Genomic DNA, 17795 nt, shown 5'->3' with positions numbered 1-17795 from the left:
AATTAATTATAGTTATATCTAAATGTTTAAAAAAATAAAAGAGGGATATAAAAAAAACTTGTTATTAAGAGTAGCATCCTTCAATTCTTTAAGCGTTTTTTTTAAGCTAATCACTGGTTTTGTAGTATCAAAAGTAATGGCTATTTTTATTGGTCCTGCTGGTTTAGCTATTACTGGTAATTTGTCAAACTTTATGCAATCTGTAGAAAGTTTGTCTTCTTTAGGAGTTAAGCACGGTGTCATAAAATATGTGGCAGAATATAGAGAAGATGAGCTACAATTAAAACGTATAATTTCATCTGCTTTTTTTGTTTCTCTTTGCATATCTATTATGTTGTTTTTTGGTATTTTTTTGTTCTCTAATACTATTAGCCAAATAGTATTTAATAGCAAGGATTTTTCTTTTTTATTTAAGGTGTCTGCCATAATGATTCCTTTTTATTCTATTCATATTTTTTATATTTCTATATTAAATGGATTAAAAAGAATTAAGCAGTTAATACAAGTAAATATTGTAGGCTATATATTTACTACCATCTTAATAGTTGTATTAATTGTTTATAATAAGTTAGAAGGAGCGTTATATGCAATTGTAATATCGCCGTTTTTATTGTTTTCTTCTCTTTTATATAGGTTTAAGATGCTAAAAGAAATAAGTAAAAGCATTAAATTTACTTTAATATCAAAAGTTTTTTTTAAAAAGATAACTTCTTTTTTTTCAATGACTTTGTTTTCTGGAATAATGTTTCCAGTTATTTTTCTATTGATAAGAAACCATATTATTGACACAGTGGGAATAACTGATGCAGGTTATTGGGAGGCTACTAGAAAAATATCTAACTATTATATGTTGTTTGTTTATACACTATTCAATATGTATTTATTACCAGTTTTGTCTGAAGATATTAATAACACAAAGTTTAAAACTACAATTATAAATTTTTATCAAAACATATTGCCAATTGTTTTGTTGGGCTTTATTATGATTTACTTTTTTCGGTATTTTATAATACGTGTAGTTTTTACTTCAGACTTCTTAAGTATGCAAGAATTATTTGGTTGGCAATTAATTGGAGATTTTTTTAGAATAGTATCGCTTACAGTATCATACCAATTTTTTGCAAAGAAAATGATATTAAAATATTTAATATGTGAAACATCATTGATGTTATTTGTTTATTTATTAAGTATTTATTTAATAAATCATTTAAATGTTATTGGAGCAATTAAAGCTCATGCTTATAGTTATATGTTTTATACATTACTCATGTTTTTTATTTTTAGAAATGAATTATTTAAAAGAGATGCAATTAAACAATAAGAAGACTATAATTTATAATAAAGGTAACTTACTCTTGCTTTTTTTGTTACCTGTTGCATTAGCTTTTCTTTTTGAACTAATATTTACTAGTCTATATGTAGAAAGGGTCTATAACTTTTTTGAGAATATTTTTTTCTCAACTTTAATTGTTATGCCAGCAATAATAATTAAGAATCTAATCATAAAAACTTATTATTTAAAAATAGCCTATGTCTTTCTAATTTTAATGTTGATTTTTGAAACAGGCCATTATTTTATTTTTAATACCAAATTTACACCTTCATCTATTTTTATTGTTTCGGAAACTAATTTAACTGAGGCTAAAGAGTTTCTATTATTTTATTTAGATTTTAAATTATTTGTATTGCTATCAGTTTTAATAACATTAACAATCTATTCTTTAATTAAAATTCAAAAATGGGATATTAAAATTTTTCATACAAACAAAAAAATTTCAACTATACTACTTTTTACTTTTTTTTCAAGTTTACTTTTATTATTAAACCATACAAGGCGTCAAAACCTCCTATTTCTTATGGTGAAATCTTATTATGATTTAAATAGAGATAGTTATTTCAATAATTCAGAAGTTTATGGACACGTTTTTGGGCCATTTGAAAATAAGGGCGTAAATAAAGCTGATAGTGAAGAAACATTTATAGTAGTTATAGGTGAATCAACTACAAAGCAAAATTTAAATCTTTATGGTTACGAAAGAAACACCACTCCTTTATTAAATAAAGTTAAGGGAGAACTTTTAATATATAAAAATGTGATTAGTGCAAATGCATCAACTACAAAAGCTTTAAAAAAGGCTTTTACTATTAATACTAATGAAGCAGAAGGATCTATAATTCAACTTATAAACAATTCAGGATTTACAACCTATTGGTTATCAAATCAAAACCCTATTGGGTTTCATGAAAGTCTGGTATCCAAAATAGCAAAAGCCAGTAGTAAAAGAGTATTCTTAACAGCTGCGAACTCTGAAGAAAATAAAATTTATGATCATCACTTACTAAAGGAATTAGATAAAGCATTAAATGATAATAAAAAGCATAAAGTAATATTTATTCATTTACAAGGAACTCATTTAAATTATTATAACAGATACCCAGAAACTTATAGCTTTTTTAATGATATACCACCAGGCTCTAAATATAGTAGTGACAAAATTCATAAAATCATTAATACTTACGATAATGCTATTTTATACAATGATTTTGTTTTAAGTTCAATTATTGAAAAAGTAAAAGAAAAAAAAACGTCTAGTTCTGTGCTCTATTTCTCAGACCATGGCGAAGAGGTTTATAATACAATTAAGTTTGTAGGACATAGTGATGACGTTGGAACTTTACCCATGTTTCAAATCCCTTTTTTATTGTGGCAATCTGAAGATCGTAGACTTAACAATTCAATAGAAGTTGATTTAGATAGACCTTATATGACAGATGATTTGTTTCATAGCATTGCTCATTTATGCGGAATTAATAACGAATATGTAAATTTAGAGAAAAGTATTTTTAGCAAAACCTTTCAAAATAGAAAAAGAATTATTTTAAATAATAAAGATTATGATTCAATATTAGCTATTAAAAGAAATAATAATTAAAGCTATATGAAGATATGTATTGTAACAACATCATTGGGATTAGGGGGAGCAGAGAAGGCTTCAGCAAATCAATCTATTATGTTATCAAGATTGGGTTACGAAGTACATATTGTACTAATTTCAAATATTATTTCCTTTGAATATAAAGGAACTATTTATAACCTAGGGGAATTAAAAGAAAGGAGTAACTCTTTATTTGACAAACTTCATAGAACGTATCTTTTAAGAAGATACTTAAAAGATAATAAGTTTGACACTATTATAGATAATAGATTAAGAACAAATGGGCTGCTTAATGAGGTAGGTATATGTAAGTATGTATATAGAAAATTTAAAGTTATATATGTAATACATAGTGCTTCTTATAAAAAGGAGATACTAGAAAATAAATTTAAAGAAAAATGGATATTAAATAAAGCCTTTAAAATAATAACAGTTAGTGAAGCATTATTAACCGTTTTAAAACAGTTTTATAATAAAAATAAATTAGCATGTATTCAAAATGCTGTCAATACTTATGCTGTAAATGACATGTCTAACCAGCCTTTTGAAACGTCGTATAAGTATATTTTATTTTGCGGTAGATTTGATGAAAAATCTAAAAATATTAAATTATTAATAAATGCATATAAGAAATCTAAGGTTTACAATAAAGATATCAAATTATTGCTTTTAGGAGAAGGTCATGACGAAAAAATATATGAGGAATTATTAACTAATTTAAAGATAGCAGAGCATGTTGTATTTAAGCCATTTACAGTCAACCCTTACATTTATATGAAGCATGCAATAGTAACTGTTTTGACAAGTTTTTATGAAGGGTTTCCAATGGTTTTAGTAGAATCTTTAGCGTGCGGAACACCAGTCGTAGCTATTAATTGTGAAACTGGCCCCTCAGAAATAGTAGTAAATAATGTTAATGGATTATTATTAGAAACATATAGTGAGGATAAATTATCTTTTGCTTTACAAAAAATTACAAGTGAGAAGGAAACTTTAAATAATTTTAAAACAAGTGCCGTACAAAGTATTCAGAAATTTAATTTTGAGAATATTTCAAAAAAATGGCAAGATATAATTGAAAGCACAACAACTACTTAGGTTTAAAAATAAATAATGGATTCAATTTAAATTTGGTTTTAATATTAAATAAAAAACGGACTATATTATTTGGTAAATAAATCAATATGCGTTGTAACTTATTTAAATTGTTCAAATCTATATCTTTAATAAGAATTTTTTCTAATTCTTTGTTAGAAGATAATTTGAAAAATATAAGCGTAGAAAATCTATTTAAGTCTAAATATTTTTTTAAATAATAGTCTGTAGACTCTATGTTTTTATATGTATATAATAGCTTAGGAATTGTTTTCTTTTGAGAGAAATTGGACATGTTATCATCCATTGTTCTATTATAAATTGCACTAACAGAGCTGTCATCTAAAGCTACTTCATATTTAAGTGCAATTCTAATATACAGGTCGGTATCTTGTTCAGAGAAAATTTCTGGATCAAAATTTCCAATATCATTAAAGACATTTTTTGGAATACAAATAGATCCAACCCAAGCTATACAATTCTGTAAAGAACATTTGAAAAAATTTGGAACAATTCCTTTAAAGTTTTCGGGTAAATTATTAAATTTAGCCCTATGGACTATGTGCTTAGATTTTTGTAATGTATAGCCTGTCGAGTATAATCCAGCCTTTGGATACTGTTTAATTAAGTGGAATAATTGATTTAAATGATGAGGAAGCCAAAAGTCATCTGCATCTATCAATGCAATATACCTCCCTACTGATTTTTCTATACCGTTATTTCTTGCCCAAGAAAGACCTTGATTTTGTTGATTGAAAACCTTAATTCGAGAGTCATCTATTTTTTTAACTTCATTAATGCTATTATCTGTACTTCCATCATTTATTATAATTATCTCGAAGTCATTAAATGTTTGATTAATTACAGTTTTAAGGGTTTTTTGAATGTATTTTTCTTTGTTGTATAAAGGAATTATAATTGAAAAAAAAGGTGTCATTTCTAAATTATTAATTATGTATAATTACCCCTTCCTCTGCACAACTTCATATACCGCATTGTCATCACATTTTAAGGTTTTGCTGGGGTATTTAAGCAATAAAGCATAATCATGAGTAGCCATTAAAATGGTATTACCATTTTTATTAATGTCTTGTAAAACTTCCATGACTTCAACACTAGTTTGTGGGTCTAAATTACCCGTTGGTTCATCAGCAAGAATAAGTTCAGGATTGTTAAGTAAGGCTCTAGCAATAGCAACACGTTGCTGTTCACCACCAGAAAGCTCGTGTGGAAATTTAAATCCTTTTGTTTTCATATCTACTTTGGTCAAAACTTCTTCAACTCGCGTTTCCATGTCGCCTTTATCTTTCCAACCTGTAGCCTTTAAAACAAACAATAAATTATCGTTTATAGTTCTATCAGTTAATAATTTGAAATCTTGAAATACAACACCTAATTTTCGTCTTAAAAAAGGTATTTCTTTTTCTTTTAGAGTTTTTAAATTATAATCTACAATATGGCCTTCACCTTCTGTTAAGGGTAAATCTCCATAAAGGGTTTTCATAAAACTACTTTTGCCAGTTCCTGTTTTACCAATTAAGTATACAAAATCCCCTTTGTTAACTTCTACGTTTACATTTGAAAGCACTAAGCTGTCACCTTGAAAAATGGAAGCTTCTTTTAATTGTAATATTGGGTTCGACATAAAAACAGATATAAATTTTAAGTATTGTAAATGTATTATTAATAAGTTAAAAGTTAAAAGTTAAACAAGAAAAGTTTAAAATGATTGCTAAAAAAAATTCCAACTTCTGTCTCTCAACTTTTAGCTTTTTTAACATTTAATAAGTCAGTTTATAATTATGGCACGATTATTACGTTATAAGATTTATATTGAATTATCTTTGATTTTTAATTAAAAACAAATCGTTAATGACTAAAAATAATATTGTTTCCCTCTTGGTAGCCATAAGTTTTAGTTTCCAAATCATGGCGCAACAGTCGGCAACTTACACCAGTAACTTAGTAGACTATCAAAAAGCCCTTTCACTATTTAATAATCAACAATATCTTGCTGCACAATCTTTATTTAGAAGTGTTGAGAAAAATGCTAAAGAAGAAATTTTGCAGTCTGATTGTGCTTATTACATAGCTAATTGTGCCGTACGACTCAATCAACAAGCAGCAGATCAATTAGTAGAAGATTTTGTAAAAGACTACCCTACAAGCACAAAACGAAATACTGCCTTTGTTGATGTTGCCGATTATTATTTTGAAAACTCAAAATATCCTCATGCTAGAAAATGGTATGATAAAGTAAACGAAGATGCTTTAGCTAAAAAGGAAAAAGAAAAATTTAATTTTAATAATGGATATTCTGCTTTTTCGGTTAAACAGTATAAGGTTGCAAAAAAATATTTGTCGCGCGTTGAAAACTCTCAAGAATATGGATCGCAAGCTAAATATTATCTTGGTTTTATGGCTTATGAAGGTGATGATTATGATGAGGCTAATGAATATTTTGATCAGGTTAGTGACCAAGAACGCTATAAAGAAAAACTGTCGTATTATCAAGCAGATCTTCATTTTAAGCTAGGTAAATTTGAAAAAGCCATCGAGTTGGCAAAAGACAGACTAGATACAAGTGATGAAGCCGAAGTATCTGAATTATCAAAAATTATTGGAGAAAGTTACTTCAATTTAAAAAAGTACGCCGAAGCGATACCTTATTTAACCGAATATAAAGGTAAAAAAGGAAAAAGAGATAGAACAGCAAAGTGGAATAATACTGATTTTTATCAATTAGGATATGCGTATTATAAACAAAAGGATTACGAAAAAGCCATCTCAGAATTCAATAAAATTGTTGGAGGTAATAATTCTATTGCTCAAAATGCGTATTATCATTTAGGAGAAAGTTATATTCATTTAGATAAAAAGCAAGAAGCTTTAAATGCTTTTAGAAATGCATCACAAATGAGTTTCGATTTAAAAATTCAGGAAGATGCTTGGCTAAATTATGCAAAAATTAGTTACGAAATTGGTAATCCATATCAATCAGCACCACAGGTTTTAGCTGGCTATTTAGATAAATATCCAGATACCAGTTACAAAGAAGAAATTGAAACACTCTTAATTGATTCATATATTACATCCAAAAATTACAAAGAAGCACTTAAACTTTTAGAAGGAAAAAAGAGCTTTGAAAATAAAGTCGCTTACCAAAAAGTAGCTTTTTATAGAGGGATTGAGTTGTATAACGACACTCAATATTTAGAAGCTGAAACGCTTTTTGATCAATCTTTAGAAGAACCAAGAGATCCTAAATATACAGCTAGAGCCACCTTTTGGAAAGCCGAAGCTGACTATAATTTAACAAATTATGATGATGCTTTAGTTGGGTTTAAACAGTTTCAGCAACAAAATTCGTCAACATCAACTTCAGAGATAGATAACATAGATTATAATTTGGCTTATACATATTTTAAGCAAAAAAACTATCCGCAAGCCACTACGTATTTCAATCAATTTATTTCAAATAAGAAAGACGATAAAGTAAGGTTGAACGATGCATATTTACGATTAGGTGACGGACATTTCGTTTCTAGCGAATATAGAAAAGCTATAAGTGCTTACGAGAAAGCTATTGAAATGAATGAAATTGACTCTGATTATCCTTTTTTTCAAAAAGCAATAAGTGTGGGTTACATTGGGCAATCTTCAAGTAAAATGAAAGAATTAGAACAATTTATTGAATCCTATCCTAAATCTAAATTACGAGATGATGCAATGTACGAATTAGGAAATTCTTATGTTAAAGCAAATGAAAAAGATAAAGCGATGCAAATTTATAATCGTTTAAGTAGTGAGTATAGAATGAGTTCTTTCGTTCCAAAAGCCTTATTACGTCAAGGGTTAGTTTATTATAATAGTAGTGAGAACGAACAAGCTTTAAGCAAATTTAAAAAAGTTGCTGCGGATTACCCAGGAACACCAGAAGCGGTTCAGTCGGTTGCAACAGCTCGATTAATTTATATAGATTTAGGTAGAGTTGACGATTATGCTAGATGGGTAAAAACTTTAGATTATGTAGAAGTTACCGATGCAGATTTAGATAATACCACATACGAAGCTGCCGAAAAGCAATATTTAGATAATAACACAGATAAAGCCATTAAACAATTTAATGGATATTTAAATGAGTTTCCTAATGGGATACATGCATTACAAGCTCATTTTTATATTGCACAGTTATACTACAAAAAAGATTTATTGGCTAATGCAGCACCTCATTATAAATATATAGTAGAGACATCGCAAAGTGAATATACTGAAGAAGCTCTGTCGAGATTATCACAATATTATTTAGAAAATAAAAGCTGGAATAAAGCCATACCATTATTGTTACGATTGGAAGAAGAGGCAAACTTTCCTCAAAATGTAGTCTTTGCTCAATCTAATTTGATGAAAACTAATTATCAATTAGAAAATTATAGTGATGCAGTGTCTTATGCAGAAAAGGTCCTTACAAATTCTAAAATTGATAATAAGATTAAAAGTGATGCTCATATTATTATTGCGCGATCAGCTATTAAAACAGGAGATGAGGACAGAGCTAAAACGGCTTATGCTAAAGTAGAAAAAGTCGCCACAGGAGAAATGGCAGCTGAGGCATTGTATTACAATGCTTATTTTAAAAATAAAGAAGGTAAACATGCCGCATCAAATAAATCTGTTCAAAAATTGGCCAAAGATTTTTCAGGGTATAAATATTATAGCGCCAAAGGATTAGTGCTCATGGCTAAGAATTATTATGCTTTAAAGGATGCATTTCAAGCTACTTATATTTTAGAAAGCGTTATTGAGAATTTTGCTGAATTTGATGATGTTGTAGAAGAGGCAAAAACTGAATTGCGCCAAATAAAAGCTGAAGAAGCTAAAACAAATTCGTCAATAGAAACAGAAGAAAATTAAAAAACATCAATCGTAAATCTAAACATATGCGAAAGCACACAAAATATTTTTTATTAGCTATTGTAACGTTAAGTATAACGTCAGTTTTCTCTCAAAATCGGAAAAATGATACTATTAATACAGGTGTTATTGATGTAGTTAAACCATATACCCCATCAATTTCTGATGCTTTTAAGGTTAAAGAAATTCCTTCATTAGATGATGAGGAAACTGCAACAAAAAAGGAGATTAAGTATAATATATTTTCGTTTCCAGTAGCATCAACATTTACACCAGCAAAAGGAAAAGCTGCTGTGGTAGAAAAAGCAAAACCTGTTAAACTATATGATAATTATGCAACTTTAGGTGTTGGAACTTACACTACTATTTTAGGCGAAGTATATTTAAATCATGCTATTAGTAGAACCGAAAGTGTTGGTGGCTATGTAAGCCATCATTCTTCCCAAGGAGGTATTGATGGGTTGGCTTTTGATGATAATTTTTCAACAACAAAAATAAATGCTAATTATTCTAGTCGATTAAGAGATTTAGCTTGGAATGTCGAAGGTGGTTTTCAGCAACAAATGTACAATTGGTATGGAGTAGAAGAAGGTTTAATTTCTTTAGCGCAGTCAAGTAATATTGATGAGGAGCATTCGTTTTATAGCGCACATTTTGGTGGTGATATTTCATTTGAAAATACATATATAAATTCAGGAAGTTTCTTTTTCAGACGTTTTGGAGATAATCAAGGTTCTGGAGAAAATAGATTTATAGCTAAGGCTAAAATAGATATACCAATTAATGGCGAGGAAATATCAACCGATTTTAAATTTGATTATATAAACGGAACATTTGATAGAAGTAACACTTCTAATAACGAATTAAGGCACGGTAATTTCCAAATCAGTGTTTCTCCAACATATCAATTGAAAGAAGACGATTTAACGGTTAATTTAGGTGTTTCAGTTTCATATTTGAGAGATTCAGAAACTAAGGATAATAATATCTATTTATATCCAAATATTACCGCAACATATAGATTGGTTAATGATGTATTGATTGCTTATGGAGGTATTCAAGGCGAGCTAATACAGAACTCATATCATGATTTTGCTACCGAAAATTCTTTTGTGTCTCCAACTTTAGCTGTCATGCCAACAGACCAACAATATAATGCGTATATAGGTTTAAAAGGAAAATTGTCAAGTAATATGAGCTATAATATTAGTGGACGTTATTTAGCAGATAGGAGTAAAGCTTTGTTTAGACATAATACTACTTTTTTCGATTTTACTAATGCTGAAAATTATCAATATGGTAACTCTTTTGGAATAGTGTATGACGATGTTGATACTTTTGGAGTAGCAGGTGAAATTAATGTAGATGTTAACCGAAACTTCAAATTAGGCTTAAAAGCCGAATATTTTAAATACACAACAGATACTGAAGCTGAAGCTTGGAATTTGCCCGATGTAAAAGGTTCGTTGTTTTTAGATTATCAAATAAACGAGCATTGGTTTGCTGGTGCTAACCTTATTTATGTGGGAGAGCGTAAAGACTTGTTAAGTATTATTGATCCTTTTACAGGGCCAGCAAGTACATTAATTACTCTAGATAGTTACTTTGATGCCAATGCACATTTAGGATATCATATTAACGATAAAATTTCGGTATTTGCAAAAGCTAATAATATATCTAATAAGGCTTATGAACGTTGGTTTAACTACCCAGTACAAAGCATTCAGTTTTTAGCAGGAGCTACTTTTAAGTTTGATTTCTAGTTATCTCTAAAAGATGTATCTCATAAAATGAAATTCATATTTTCATGAAAAAGCTTTTTTTCATATTCCTTTTCGTTTGTAATATTTGTATTTCACAAAGTAATGTACAAGTATTAAACCTTTCGAAAGCTGCTTTAGAATTAACAAATCAAAAAGTTATATATGACCCGAGTTATTTTTCAATTGACTACCCTAACGGAGATGTGCCAAGAGATAAAGGAGTATGTACCGATGTAGTAATTAGAGCATATAGAAAGCTGGGTATTGATTTACAAAAGGAAGTTCATGAAGATATGAGGGCTAATTTTAATATATATCCAAAAATATGGGGACTAAAAACTACTGACAAAAATATTGATCATCGCAGGGTCCCTAATTTGATGACCTATTTTAAACGTCAGGGGGCAGAAAAACCAATTACCCAAAACGCAAATGATTATTTCCCAGGAGATGTGGTTTGTTGGAATTTAAGAGGAGCGATAACGCATATTGGAATTGTAGTTAATAAAAAATCTAAAGATGGTAAACGAAACTTAATAGTCCATAATATTGGCGCAGGTCAAGTTTTAGAAGATTGTCTTTTTGATTTTAAAATTATTGGACATTACCGGTTTATAGATTAGTATAAATAATAGTTTACAAAAGCGTTCGTTTAAGAACGCTTTTTTTATTTTTATAAAAAATACCATCATGCAAAAATTAAGTATTCTTTTATTAACCTTAATTACAATTAGTTGTTCAACAAAGCATCAAGTTGATTTAATAGTTACAAACGCTAATATTTACACAGTAAATAATGATTTTGAAACGGCAACAACTTTTGCAATTAAAGACGGAAAATTTATAGAAGTTGGAAATGTAGAAGATTTGTCTTCAAAATATGAAGCCTTAAAAACAATAGATGCAGAAGGGAAAACTATAGTGCCAGGTTTTATTGATGCGCATTGTCATTTTTTAGGGTTAGGATTTAATCAGCAAGCAGTAGATTTGGTTGGCACAACTAGTTTTGATGAGGTTGTACAACGCGTTGTAGATTTTCAAAAGAAACATAATCTGAAATTTATTAAAGGTAGAGGATGGGACCAAAACGATTGGAGCGTTAAAGAGTATCCTAATAAAAAACAATTAGATGAATTATTTCCAAATATTCCAATCATTTTAACAAGAATAGATGGTCATGCAATATTATGTAACCAGGCTGCTTTAAATTTAGGAAACGTTACTGAAAATAGCATGATAGATGGAGGCGAAATTGTTCTTGAAAAAGGAGAATTAACAGGAGTTTTAGTTGATAACGCTGAAGGATTAGTAATGAATTATTGGCCAAAGCCAACAAAAAAAGATATAGCAAATGCTTTATTAGAGGCACAAAAAATCTGTTTAGGATATGGGTTAACTACGGTTGACGATGCTGGTTTAGGAATTGAAGCTATTGAAATTATTGATAGTTTGCAACAAGCAGGCGATTTAAAAATGCGTGTTTACGCTATGGTTTCCGCATCAAAGAAAAATTTAGACTATTATTTAAGTAAAGGCGTTATAAAAACCGAAAGACTAAATGTAAGATCCTTCAAATTTTATGCTGATGGTGCTTTAGGTTCAAGGGGGGCATTGTTACGCAAGCCTTATAGTGATAAACCAGAGCATTTAGGTTTACCAGTTACAGATTTAGAAACTTTCAAAGCATCAGCTAAAGCAATTGCAAATTCTGAATACCAAATGAATACCCATGCTATTGGCGACTCCGCAAATCATGCTGTTTTACAAATTTATAAAGAGGTATTACATAAAAAGTCTAATAGACGCTGGCGTATTGAACACGCACAAGTTATTTCACCAGAAGATTTTGATTTGTTTGATGATATTATTCCATCAGTACAACCAACTCACGCTACAAGCGATATGTATTGGGCAGAAGATAGACTTGGTAGCAAACGTATTAAAGGAGCTTATGCTTATAAAAACTTATTAAATAAATATGGAAAAGTGGCTTTAGGAACTGATTTTCCTGTGGAGTATGTAAGTCCATTTTACACATTTTATGCTGCAGTTGCAAGACAAGATTTAAAGGGATACCCAGAAGAAGGGTATCAAATAGAAAATGCTTTAAGTAGGGAAGAAACTTTAAAGGGTATGACGATTTGGGGGGCTTATTCAAATTTTGAAGAAGACGAAAAAGGCAGTATTGAAGCTGGTAAATTTGCTGATTTTATCATTTTAGATAAGGATATTATGACGGTTGAAGTTTCTGAAATTCCTAATATAAAAGTGATTAATACGTTTATTAATGGGGTAACTCTTTAAATTATGTTAAAAAAAATAATTATTATTTTTTTTGTATTAGGGGTTTTGTTTAACTGTAAACAAGAAGAAGCTTCTAAGGAAATTTTGTTTGTTTGTACTCATGGGGCCGCCAGAAGCCCTATTGCAGCAGCATATTTTAATAAATTATCTAAAGAACAAAATTTAAAGTATCATGCTGTTTTTAGGGGAACAGAGCCTGATAGTCTTTTAACTAAAGAAACGATTTTAGGTTTAAAGAATGATGGCTTTGATGTAGAAGCTTGGAAACCAAAAAAAGTTGATTTATACGATATTAAAAAAGCCTACAAAACAGTAACTTTTGATTGTAATTTACCAACAAATAATGATTCTAATCAACTAAGTGATGAACAATGGAATGGCACGCCATCAATAAGTAAAGATTATAATGTAGCAAAAGATGCTATAAAAGAGAAAGTAGAAAAACTAATAGAGTCTTTACCTAAAAACTAAACCTCAGTTTGTTATTCTCGCCAAATAATCAAAATGCTCGCCTTCTAAAACCAGTTCACATTTAAGCCCAACAGAAATGCAAGCTGTCAATAGAGTATTAAAATCTAAATACAACCATTTCATTGGCACTTCTTTTTCGCCTTTATATGACAAGAAATAATCGAGTTCACCATAATAATTTGCATTAGTATCTATCCAGAAACCACCATCTTTGTCTTCAAACATATATTTAATGTCAGAAGAATCAATTAAAATTTGTCCATTTGTTTTAAGTAGATTTTTTAAATGTAATAAATGCTTTGAGACCATAGACATTTGTTGAAATATTCCAGTGCCATTCATTAATAATAAAATGGTGTCAAATGTTCCAGATTCATCTAAAATACCTCTTTCTACAGCATTTATAACCCCACGTTGTTTGCTAACTTCTGTTGCTCCTTTTGAAATATCAATAGCTTTTACTTTGAACCCTTTTTCTTGTAAATATAAACTATGACTTCCTGCTCCACAACCCACATCTAAAATCAAACCTTTTGCCAATTTTAAAGCTTTCTTCTCGAGTTTTGGCATGTCTTCAAAATCGCGAAACAAGTAGGGAAGGGGCAATACATCTTCATCAGAAATACTAGTTGATGTAATAATATCCTCGGTATAATTTCCGTTTTGATAATCTAATATAGCGTTTCCAAAAAGGTCTTTCATAATTAATTTTGTCATGCTGAACTTGTTTCAGCATCTCATAAATTATAGTATTTTTACACCATGCAAGACACCATAAATAATCTTCCAAAGCTCGCCAAAGATAAGCATAACGAAAACAAAAAATTCTTTGCGAAGCTTAAAAAGAAACCACCTAAGAATTTAGATTATGTGATGCAAGAACTACACGATGAAGAGTTTGAGAAAACGGATTGTTTAGCTTGTGCAAATTGTTGCAAAACTACTGGGCCATTATTTACAGATAAAGATATTAATAGAATATCGAAGCATTTTAAGCAAAAACCACAACAGTTTATAAATCAATTTTTACGAGTTGATGAGGATAACGATTATGTGCTACAAAAAGTGCCATGTACTTTTTTAGGGGCTGATAACTACTGCTCTATTTACGAGGTAAGACCCAAGGCTTGCAGAGAATTCCCCCATACTGACAGAAAAAAGTTTCAACAGATTTCTAATCTCACTTTAAAAAATGTTGCTATGTGCCCTGCAGCTTATAATATTGTTGAAGAAATGAAAAAAAGAGTTAAGCTTTAACTTCTAAGTTTTCATTATATTTAGTATCTAAATTTTTTTCTATTGGAAACTTTATTGCAATATTTTGAATCTATTCCGCCGCTTCATCGTGGTATTATTATCGTAGGAGGTTTAACTTTTTTCTGGCTTTTAGAAGGTGCAATGCCTTTGTTTAATTTTAATTATAAAAAATGGAAACATGCTGTTCCTAACATATTTTTTACAATAACAACTATACTTGTTAATTTGCCTATGGCATTTCTTTTATTAATGTCTTCTGATTGGGCAATTGCCAGTAATTTTGGAATTTTAAATTGGTTACCAGAGATGTCGTTAGGTTTATATGTTGTTATTGGCGTTTTTTTAATGGACTTTTTTGGAGCTTATTTACCACATTTAATAGAGCATAAAGTCCCACCGTTATGGATGGTACATTTAGTACATCATTCTGATCATAAAGTTGACGCTACTACAGCTAACAGGCATCACCCTATTGAGAGTGTTATTCGTTATACATTTACATTAATTGGAGTTATTGTTATTGGTGCTCCAATAGGTATTGTTATGCTTTACCAATCATTATCAATTGTTGCAACACAGTTTAGTCATTCAAACATTAAGCTGCCCAAAAGGGTTGATAAATTAATAAGCTACGTATTGGTATCTCCAGATATGCACAAGGTGCATCATCATTATAAAATGCCATATACAGATTCTAACTACGGAAATATTTTTTCGGTTTGGGATAGGTTATTTGGCACATACATGGAATTAGATACTGATAAAATTGTATATGGTGTTGATGTTTTCCCAGATGAAAAAGAAAATAGTAATATTAAAGATTTATTGAAACAGCCTTTTCAGAAATACAGAAAACCAACTGAAACTGTAGATCATTAATGATGAATAATAAGTTAAAACTAATCTTCTTTTACTTCCTTTTATTTTTCGTTATGGAATGCGAATCAACAAAAATTATAGAAATTCAAGGACATAGAGGTTGTCGTGGTTTGATGCCTGAAAACACGCTTGAAGCTTTTAAGAAAGCCATAGAATTAGGTGTCCATACTATTGAGTTGGATGTTGCAATTTCTAAAGATAATATTGTTGTGGTATCTCATGAGCCTTTTATGAGTAGAACCACTTGTTTAGATATGAATGGATTTGAAATAGCTGAAGATTATGACAAAAAATATAACTTATATCAAATGACTTTTGATAGTATTAAGCAGTTTGATTGTGGTACAAAATTTCATCCAAGATTTACAAAGCAACAAAAGCTTAAAACATATAAACCATCTTTAGATGAGGTAATAAAAACCTCTAAAAAACTAAACCCAAAAATCAAGTTCAACATTGAAGTTAAATCTAAACCTAGTTTCGATGGAATATTTACACCAAGTCCAAAAGATTTTGTTGCTCTGGTTTTGAGAGTGGTAAATGACAACCAAGTTTTTAAAACTACTAATATTCAAAGCTTTGATTTAAGAGTTTTAGAAGAAACTAAAAAACAATCTCCAAAAATGAAAGTTGCCCTTTTAATTGGAGCTAATGAAGATGTTTTTGGGAAGCTCTCTTCGATGAGTTTTTTGCCAGAAATTATAAGCCCAGATTATAAACTTTTAAATGATAAGCTGGTAAGGGATTTAAAAACTAAAAATTTTCAAGTGATTCCATGGACGGTTAATTCAGTTGAGGATTTAAAGAAAGTTATTGAGCTTAATGTAGATGGAATTATTACAGACTATCCAGATAGGTTGATAAATTTGCTTTACAAATAAGATGTTATTTCAAACACAATGTACCTAGTATTATAGAAGCGTAGATTTGTTAATCATAAATTAAATATTTTTCACGAATTTTTTTAAACGCATTTAAATCTTCTTGCCACGTTTCTTTAATAGCTTTTTCACTCCACCCAGCTTCAATTTGTTTTTGTAATTTGTCTGAGCCAGCATGTTTTGTGAAACCTTCAGTAAGGAAAAACAAAGATTTATCAGTTGAATTTTTATAAGCTTTAATAATCCATTTTAAGGTCATAACTCCTTCAACATCTTCATCTTTTAAATCTTCACCATAGCAAAGTTTATTTTTATGTTTTGGGTGTTTTGCTCCAAAATTAGGAATAGGTGTATAGGTAAAATTAAGATTTTCTTTATCTAAAAAAGGAGCACCATAACGTTGAAATTGAAACTCTGTACCACGTCCAGCATTTACATTTGTACCTTCAAAAAGCCCTAAACTTGGGTACAGTTTTATAGATTGATCGTTTGGTAAATTAGGAGAAGGCCTAATAGGTAAGCTATAAAATGTATTGTGTGTATAATGCTTAACAGGTATGACAGTGATATTACATTTTAATTGATCTGTTAGCCACCCTTCCCCATTTAGCATATGAGCATATTCGCCGATAGTCATACCATGTACTAATGGAATAGTATGCATTCCAAGGAAGCTTTTATTTTCAATTTCTAAAGTTGGACCATCAACATAATGCCCATTTGGATTTGGTCTATCAAAAATTAACAACGGAATTTTTGCTTCAGCACAGGCCTCCATAATATAATGCAAAGTAGATATATAGGTATAAAAGCGAGCGCCAACGTCTTGTATGTCAAAAATCATAATATCAATATCAGCTAGCTGTTCTTTTGATGGTTTTCTGCTTTTGCCATGTAGTGAAAGTATAGGTAAATTAGTTTTAGTATCAACACCATCTTTTATCTTTTCACCAGCATCTGCAGTACCACGGAACCCATGTTCTGGAGCAAATACTTTTTTAATGTCTACGTTCAAAGTTATTAATGAATCTACTAAATGAGTGTAACTTCCACCTTCTGCCTTAAATATAACAGAAGTTTGATTTGCAACAATACCTATACGTTTTCCGTTTATTAGCGGTAAATAAGTTTCAGTTTGGTTTGCACCAACTATAATAGCTTTTTCATTCTCAACTGATTTTAAGATGTGATCGTTTGTTATACTTGAAATGTCTTTTGATTTAGACTTACTTCCGCAAGAAATCATTACTAAAACAAATAATAAAACTGTATTTTTGAAAGCCCATAATAGGTAT

General features: G+C 29.6%; 15 protein-coding genes. 11 read left to right on the top strand and 4 right to left on the bottom strand.

Annotated features, from left to right (window positions below):
* The first annotated feature begins 22 nt into the window (after positions 1-22).
* From M3P09_RS16180 to M3P09_RS16170, 3 genes are all read left to right on the top strand, one after another.
* Complete coding sequence (locus tag M3P09_RS16180) at positions 23-1321, top strand: O-antigen translocase (RefSeq protein ID WP_249973917.1); 1299 nt, start codon at positions 23-25, stop codon at positions 1319-1321.
* A 151-nt stretch (positions 1322-1472) separates the two neighbouring features.
* Positions 1473-2933 (top strand): phosphoethanolamine transferase, encoded by a 1461-nt coding sequence (locus M3P09_RS16175; protein WP_249973916.1) that lies wholly within the window; start codon positions 1473-1475, stop codon positions 2931-2933.
* Between the two features lie 6 nt (positions 2934-2939).
* Complete coding sequence (locus M3P09_RS16170) at positions 2940-4034, top strand: glycosyltransferase (RefSeq protein WP_249973915.1); 1095 nt, start codon at positions 2940-2942, stop codon at positions 4032-4034.
* On the opposite strand, the gene M3P09_RS16165 is transcribed toward M3P09_RS16170, so the two are convergent.
* Positions 4027-4968 (bottom strand): glycosyltransferase family 2 protein, encoded by a 942-nt coding sequence (locus M3P09_RS16165; protein WP_249973914.1) that lies wholly within the window; start codon positions 4966-4968, stop codon positions 4027-4029. The two genes, M3P09_RS16170 and M3P09_RS16165, sit on opposite strands and share 8 nt — an antisense overlap.
* A gap of 24 nt (positions 4969-4992) precedes the next feature.
* On the bottom strand, positions 4993-5676 hold the full coding sequence (locus M3P09_RS16160; protein WP_249973913.1) for a cell division ATP-binding protein FtsE: 684 nt from the start codon (positions 5674-5676) through the stop codon (positions 4993-4995).
* A 227-nt stretch (positions 5677-5903) separates the two neighbouring features.
* On the opposite strand from M3P09_RS16160, the gene M3P09_RS16155 reads away from it, so the two are divergent.
* The 5 genes from M3P09_RS16155 (at position 5904) to M3P09_RS16135 (ending at position 13483) form a co-directional block, all read left to right on the top strand.
* Positions 5904-8945, top strand: coding sequence for a tetratricopeptide repeat protein (locus M3P09_RS16155; RefSeq protein WP_249973912.1), 3042 nt, complete (start codon positions 5904-5906; stop codon positions 8943-8945).
* Between the two features lie 26 nt (positions 8946-8971).
* Positions 8972-10708: a TonB-dependent receptor gene (locus M3P09_RS16150; protein WP_249973911.1), complete on the top strand. Its 1737-nt coding sequence runs from the start codon at positions 8972-8974 to the stop codon at positions 10706-10708.
* Between the two features lie 44 nt (positions 10709-10752).
* The gene (locus tag M3P09_RS16145; protein ID WP_099562939.1) at positions 10753-11331 is read left to right on the top strand and encodes a DUF1287 domain-containing protein; all 579 of its coding nucleotides are present in this window, start codon (positions 10753-10755) and stop codon (positions 11329-11331) included.
* Positions 11332-11398: 67 nt separating this feature from the next.
* Complete coding sequence (locus M3P09_RS16140) at positions 11399-13012, top strand: amidohydrolase (RefSeq protein WP_249973910.1); 1614 nt, start codon at positions 11399-11401, stop codon at positions 13010-13012.
* Between the two features lie 3 nt (positions 13013-13015).
* Complete coding sequence (locus M3P09_RS16135; RefSeq protein WP_099562937.1) at positions 13016-13483, top strand: arsenate reductase/protein-tyrosine-phosphatase family protein; 468 nt, start codon at positions 13016-13018, stop codon at positions 13481-13483.
* Between the two features lie 3 nt (positions 13484-13486).
* Here the strand turns inward: M3P09_RS16135 and M3P09_RS16130 are convergent, their stop codons facing one another.
* Positions 13487-14185 carry a class I SAM-dependent methyltransferase gene (locus M3P09_RS16130; protein ID WP_249973935.1) on the bottom strand — a complete coding sequence of 233 codons (699 nt, stop codon included), beginning with the start codon at positions 14183-14185 and terminating at the stop codon, positions 13487-13489.
* 60 nt (positions 14186-14245) lie between these two features.
* Here M3P09_RS16130 and M3P09_RS16125 point away from each other — a divergent pair, with 60 nt between their 5' ends.
* From M3P09_RS16125 to M3P09_RS16115, 3 genes are read left to right on the top strand one after another with little or no spacing between them, the layout of a single operon-like run.
* Positions 14246-14740, top strand: a complete 495-nt coding sequence (locus M3P09_RS16125) for a YkgJ family cysteine cluster protein (RefSeq protein WP_099562936.1) — start codon at positions 14246-14248, stop codon at positions 14738-14740.
* Between the two features lie 42 nt (positions 14741-14782).
* Positions 14783-15619 (top strand): sterol desaturase family protein, encoded by an 837-nt coding sequence (locus M3P09_RS16120; RefSeq protein WP_249973909.1) that lies wholly within the window; start codon positions 14783-14785, stop codon positions 15617-15619.
* A complete protein-coding gene (locus M3P09_RS16115) occupies positions 15619-16500 on the top strand; it encodes a glycerophosphodiester phosphodiesterase family protein (RefSeq protein ID WP_249973908.1) in 882 nt (293 codons plus the stop codon). The genes M3P09_RS16120 and M3P09_RS16115 overlap by 1 nt, the downstream gene beginning before the upstream one ends.
* Positions 16501-16549: 49 nt before the next feature.
* Here the strand turns inward: M3P09_RS16115 and M3P09_RS16110 are convergent, their stop codons facing one another.
* Complete coding sequence (locus M3P09_RS16110) at positions 16550-17746, bottom strand: exo-beta-N-acetylmuramidase NamZ family protein (protein ID WP_249973934.1); 1197 nt, start codon at positions 17744-17746, stop codon at positions 16550-16552.
* Positions 17747-17795 lie beyond the last annotated feature (49 nt).

This window comes from Jejuia spongiicola (assembly GCF_023502325.1).
Classification (GTDB): Bacteria; Bacteroidota; Bacteroidia; order Flavobacteriales; family Flavobacteriaceae; genus Wocania_A; species Wocania_A spongiicola.
The sequence above is the reverse complement of the archived record's forward strand: the minus strand, read 5'-3'. Positions and strand labels throughout refer to the sequence as shown.

Bases quoted from the DNA above. Each gene is read 5' to 3' on its own strand.
- M3P09_RS16180 (WP_249973917.1), top strand. From the start codon at position 23: ATGTTTAAAAAAATAAAAGAGGGATATAAAAAAAACTTGTTATTAAGA.
- M3P09_RS16175 (WP_249973916.1), top strand. From the start codon at position 1,473: ATGCCAGCAATAATAATTAAGAATCTAATCATAAAAACTTATTATTTA.
- M3P09_RS16170 (WP_249973915.1), top strand. From the start codon at position 2,940: ATGAAGATATGTATTGTAACAACATCATTGGGATTAGGGGGAGCAGAG.
- M3P09_RS16165 (WP_249973914.1), bottom strand. From the start codon at position 4,968: ATGACACCTTTTTTTTCAATTATAATTCCTTTATACAACAAAGAAAAA.
- M3P09_RS16160 (WP_249973913.1), bottom strand. From the start codon at position 5,676: ATGTCGAACCCAATATTACAATTAAAAGAAGCTTCCATTTTTCAAGGT.
- M3P09_RS16155 (WP_249973912.1), top strand. From the start codon at position 5,904: ATGACTAAAAATAATATTGTTTCCCTCTTGGTAGCCATAAGTTTTAGT.
- M3P09_RS16150 (WP_249973911.1), top strand. From the start codon at position 8,972: ATGCGAAAGCACACAAAATATTTTTTATTAGCTATTGTAACGTTAAGT.
- M3P09_RS16145 (WP_099562939.1), top strand. From the start codon at position 10,753: ATGAAAAAGCTTTTTTTCATATTCCTTTTCGTTTGTAATATTTGTATT.
- M3P09_RS16140 (WP_249973910.1), top strand. From the start codon at position 11,399: ATGCAAAAATTAAGTATTCTTTTATTAACCTTAATTACAATTAGTTGT.
- M3P09_RS16135 (WP_099562937.1), top strand. From the start codon at position 13,016: ATGTTAAAAAAAATAATTATTATTTTTTTTGTATTAGGGGTTTTGTTT.
- M3P09_RS16130 (WP_249973935.1), bottom strand. From the start codon at position 14,185: ATGAAAGACCTTTTTGGAAACGCTATATTAGATTATCAAAACGGAAAT.
- M3P09_RS16125 (WP_099562936.1), top strand. From the start codon at position 14,246: ATGCAAGACACCATAAATAATCTTCCAAAGCTCGCCAAAGATAAGCAT.
- M3P09_RS16115 (WP_249973908.1), top strand. From the start codon at position 15,619: ATGATGAATAATAAGTTAAAACTAATCTTCTTTTACTTCCTTTTATTT.
- M3P09_RS16110 (WP_249973934.1), bottom strand. From the start codon at position 17,746: ATGATTTCTTGCGGAAGTAAGTCTAAATCAAAAGACATTTCAAGTATA.